This is a genomic window from Synechococcus sp. OH2 (assembly GCF_047462155.1).
In the GTDB taxonomy this organism is placed as follows: Bacteria; Cyanobacteriota; Cyanobacteriia; order Thermostichales; family Thermostichaceae; genus Thermostichus.
Genome location: NZ_JANSIR010000086.1, coordinates 1 through 4,385 on the forward strand (window position 1 = coordinate 1; position 4,385 = coordinate 4,385).

Below are 4,385 nucleotides of genomic sequence, written 5' to 3' on the forward strand. Positions count from 1 at the left end.
TCCAAGTAGATCAGTTCGGTATGTTTAATGACGCAAGCACAATTGTTTACTGCAATGAGCTTATCAGTCTAAATGTAATCGCTCACAAGGAGTGAAGTGAAGAAAGGAAGTCATGTCTGGGTTATCTATAGCCTCTGTCTTGGGAACTTCAATGCCTCGCATTAAAGTAATTGCTGCAGGAGCATCTGATCTTGGGACTCCTGAGATCTATACTGAAATGATTCACAAGGGCTATGGAGACTTAGTTGCATTTGAGCCCGATCGAGAAGCATACGAGCGGTTAAAAGAGAAAAGTTTTAGCAGCTCTAATGTTTTATACCTTCCTATGGCTGTTGGCGACGGCTCTGAATCGACTCTTTATCTAACCAACACCGGGATGACCTCATCTCTGTTCCAGCCCAACCATCAACTGCTGGAGAGGTTCCACGATCTAGCTGAGCTTTACCAAGTCGTCTCAGAGGAAAAAGTCAAGACGGTTCGCCTCGATGACCTGGAAGAGGCTTCAGATGCAGACTGGCTTGTCATGGATACTCAAGGAAGTGAGCTTAGCATTATCCACGGCGCCGCTCGTCTCCTCAGCGAGAGCATTGTAGTGGTTCAAACTGAAGTCATGTTTGTCCCCCACTACATTGGCCAGCCCTTGTTTTCCGACATAGATATTGCTCTGAGGAAGCATGGCTTTCTTATCCATAGCCTTACTGGGATTGCCTGCCCAGTTATGAAGTCCTTTCCCAAGAATCTGACTTCTTTGCGCACCCAAGCCTCCTGGACTGACTTTATCTATGCCAAAGACTTTATGCGAGTGGGAGAGCTTCCCTCCAGAAAGCGGCTAGCACTTGCCGTAATTCTTCACGAGGCCTATCGCTCATACGACTTATGCTCTCATGTGCTCAAAATTCACGACGAGATAGAGGGCACCTCATTCTATGATATTTACCTTTCGAAGCTTTAAGATGTTATGTTTTTCGCCTTCAGGTCAAGGAAAGACCACATTCGCTTGGCCGCTTCTTCCCACGTCATATTTTTTGTGTAGATCAACCCTTGCGAGAGTACAGAACTTCTATACTTTGTATCTCTCAATTGATCGATTGCCTGCGATATGGCATGTGGCTCCAGAGGTATCTCAATCCACGGTTCAGGCGCATTGGCATGTTCCACTTTTCTTTGAGATTCTCTGAGAATGATAACTGGACAGCCACATCGCATCGCCTCGAGAACATAATTGCCCATTCCAAGCTCGGGTTCAACCTCAAGTAACCCCGTAGCTCCTGTATAGAGTAGCGGTAACTCGTCAGGCGAAAGTTTGAGGTTGTGGATTCGAGCTCGAATTGGTTTAGATAGGTCCACGAAAGATTCCAAAGGTGAGTCAGTCCTACTTCCATCAACTGATAGGTAAACAACTTCCGGAACTTGCCCAGAAGCTATCTCGCTCAGGCTATCTAGGATAGCGCGGAAGGCTATCTTTCTTCGTTCCCCTGCTCCCGCCCTGTAAATGATGTAGGGACGAGTCAGATCTCGCTCTTCTCGAAACTTCCGTAGCTTTAGAGGAGGAGATGGCCCTAGGTCACCATGCAAGCCTGGGTAGATAACTTCAATATCTTCTTTAGAAATACCAGGATATTTTGCCATCAAGTTTGATGCCACCCACTCAGACGGACATATAAATGCCGATGCATTCAAAATGGAGTTATGTTTCTCTTGAGCTGCCAAGTTTGACAGAAACTCTTGGCTTTCATCCACACTATAAATCATTGCCACACTAGGTGTTCTAAGAGGATATGTGTACAAAGTTGAGATAAAGAGCGTTGCCTTAAGCTGGTCACAGGCGCTCTGCAGACCTACATGATCGGATTCAGCGTCTTCGTAACTATAGTCAGGAATCACCGCTATGACTGTATCGCCTGGAAGAGCAATACGTTGGCTTTCTCTCACCAGTACCACAAAGTCTCGACTGTGGCCAAGCTTTAACCATTCACCTACAACATTTTGCCAAAAGGTTATAATAGACGGTGGGGTTTCTAAGTTACTCTGCAAAGCAACACCATCAACAACAATCATTGGCTTTCCTCGAGCAAATCTTTAAGTAAAGACAACAGGCTTGAATCAAGCTTCTTAGATGGAGATAGGTCTTTCTGGAGGACGCCGTCCTCTATAAGACTAGCGTAGCGCGCTTCGGGAACTGCAATTAAGTTTATCGCAGAGAGGCTGCGAGCTTGTTCCCGAGCTCTCGATAATTCGTTCAAGGTGGAGTTGTATGCAAAAAAAGTGTACCCCAGATCTGACAGGTAAGAGGATGTTTCCCTCGACACAAATCCCCCACCATCTTTTGCTTCTAGCTGAATGAGTGGGAGACAGCTTTTTATAAGTTCTCGACCTCCCTGTATAACACCTAGGGGATCTACAACTACATCTATCTTGACCATATCGACCAAAGGCTTTCTGTAAGAGCGCCACCAATCATCTAGCGTAATTTGCCGGATGATCTTTACAGGGTGGGCTACTCCCGAAAGGTTAGTTACCACTCTATTGTACACACTATCGTCTGTTTCTAGAAAATATGTCTGCCCTGACTCGCTACCCACTGCATATGGGTTTATCGTAACTTGCGATAATCTATTAACGCTGACATTGTGTTTTAATATTTCCACACAAGATTGAGTTGGCTCAAACGCAATTACTTTGCCTTTGGTTCCTACGGCCTGGGCAGCAGCAAGAGTGTATAAGCCTACATTTGCCCCTACATCTATAAACATCATTCCCGGCTTCAGGTAGGACCTAACAAAGTCTATCTCTGACTCAAACCATCTTCCTTGGGCCAGACAACAATGAGTAACTAGTGAGTCTAAACTATCTTCTAGCCTCATGGTGTAACCCTCGTAGCATATATCAACAAATTCTCTTTTGCTTCTCAAATTTATCGAGTTTGATTCACCCATCTTTCTTTGAAGAAAGCTTACAGAAGTTTGATAACAGGCTTGAGCCCATCTTTTGGCTGTTTGTGTGGCCGTCATAGCCTGAATTTGCCTCAGATGCCTTATACCTTCGATCTGCAGGTTTTTAGATAGACCAAGGCCTAGGATTGCTTTAGCTCTTAGATCTTTGGGGTGAATTGAGGCAGCAATGCGCCAAAAAGGAATTACTTGTGTTTGGTAAGGCAGCCCTATTCTTTCTGCTATCCAGCGAGCTAAGTAATACAGGTACTGATCTATAGATGGTAGATCCGGATCAAGTGGCTCAAAGTCAGGGGAATCAACTTTCCATGCCAACTCATAACCTTCTATGTTTGGAGGGGGAATATCTTTCCATCTCTCTGGGTTTAACTCTAACTGGTTCAAGAGTTTAAGTGCTTCTTCTAAAAAAGTAAATGAGACACCTAGAACCCAAAGTGCATGGAGTCTATTCAATAAGCAGGGCAGATGATTTGGCTCAGTACTGATCCCTTGATTCCAGTAGTAGAGTGATACTGACCAAGCGTTTCTTCTTTCCTTTGCAGTGGGAGCCGTTTCTGCTACACGGGCTTGACTGATCCCGCGAGCATTCCAGGTTGAGCCTGATTCAGACAATGGGACTGCCATTTCCTTACCTAAGCTTAAACTTGTATTATGACCTACCGATTTATCCTAGCTGACGTAGCCTTTTGCATATTGCTGAGCAGTAGACTCAGTGCATAACTCTACACAAGCAGCAGCTATGGAGGGTAGTGTCACGAGAGGCTGCCGGTTAACCATAGCATCAAAGCTGTACATTTGTTGTCACTGCTTCCTGGAATGGTATCATGGTTCTGATTTTCGGAGATCGTCATTTTGAATTGGACAGTTACCTCAGGCAGGCCTGACGCAAGTACGGCAGACTCCATCTACCTGTTACATCTCTTAAGCTTCCAGGCCCAATCTGCATCTGCTATTGTTCTCAACTTTCGAGCCAACGTCTGCCGAGGTTTGTCTCGAGACAGCGCATCTTAACAAGGTTGTTCCTATGCTACGTCACATCAGCACCTGTACTCTCCTTCTCAGCTTGGGTAGCACGATCGCCTGTACGCAGGCCACACCAGCGCAAACCCCCGACCAGGTGGTGAGCACCTTTATCGCTGCCACCGAAAAGGGGGATTGGGGCACCGCCGACGGCTACCTGACCGAGCGCTTCAGCAATGCCCTCAGGCCGGGATCCCTGCCTTCGATTTGGGGGGCAGCGGGAGAGAATGTGCAGGTGCGCAACCAAGAGGTGAGCGGCAAGACGGCCTACGTGTGGGTGGAGGGCGAGTCCTCTCTGGAAGAGGCGGCGCAGCGCCTGGGGCTGGATCCCTTGACTTTGCGCAAGTACCTGACCGAGCCGGATCTTGCCGATCCCACCTATCAGCAGTTGGCCCCGCAATTGGTGGGCCTGCG

Annotated in this window: 4 protein-coding genes; 2 read left to right on the plus strand and 2 right to left on the minus strand. The window is 46.9% G+C overall.

Going from position 1 to position 4,385, the window contains the following annotated elements; genetic code table 11:
* The first annotated feature begins 112 nt into the window (after positions 1-112).
* Entirely contained in the window at positions 113-952 is an 840-nt protein-coding gene (locus NW835_RS07885) for an FkbM family methyltransferase (RefSeq protein WP_414414982.1), read from the plus strand.
* Here NW835_RS07885 and NW835_RS07890 read toward each other — a convergent pair.
* Both NW835_RS07890 and NW835_RS07895 read right to left on the minus strand, forming a co-directional pair.
* The gene (locus NW835_RS07890) at positions 949-2,058 is read right to left on the minus strand and encodes a hypothetical protein (protein ID WP_414414983.1); all 1,110 of its coding nucleotides are present in this window, start codon (positions 2,056-2,058) and stop codon (positions 949-951) included. The two genes, NW835_RS07885 and NW835_RS07890, sit on opposite strands and share 4 nt — an antisense overlap.
* Positions 2,055-3,575, minus strand: a complete 1,521-nt coding sequence (locus tag NW835_RS07895; protein WP_414414984.1) for an FkbM family methyltransferase — start codon at positions 3,573-3,575, stop codon at positions 2,055-2,057. The genes NW835_RS07890 and NW835_RS07895 overlap by 4 nt, the downstream gene beginning before the upstream one ends.
* Before the next feature lie 400 nt (positions 3,576-3,975).
* On the opposite strand from NW835_RS07895, the gene NW835_RS07900 reads away from it, so the two are divergent.
* Positions 3,976-4,385: hypothetical protein (locus NW835_RS07900; RefSeq protein ID WP_414414985.1), on the plus strand; the 410-nt coding region annotated here is incomplete at its 3' end.

Coding starts and splice junctions, on each gene's coding strand:
- NW835_RS07895 (WP_414414984.1), bottom strand. CDS start 3,575: ATGGCAGTCCCATTGTCTGAATCAGGCTCAACCTGGAATGCTCGCGGG.
- NW835_RS07885 (WP_414414982.1), top strand. CDS start 113: ATGTCTGGGTTATCTATAGCCTCTGTCTTGGGAACTTCAATGCCTCGC.
- NW835_RS07890 (WP_414414983.1), bottom strand. CDS start 2,058: ATGATTGTTGTTGATGGTGTTGCTTTGCAGAGTAACTTAGAAACCCCA.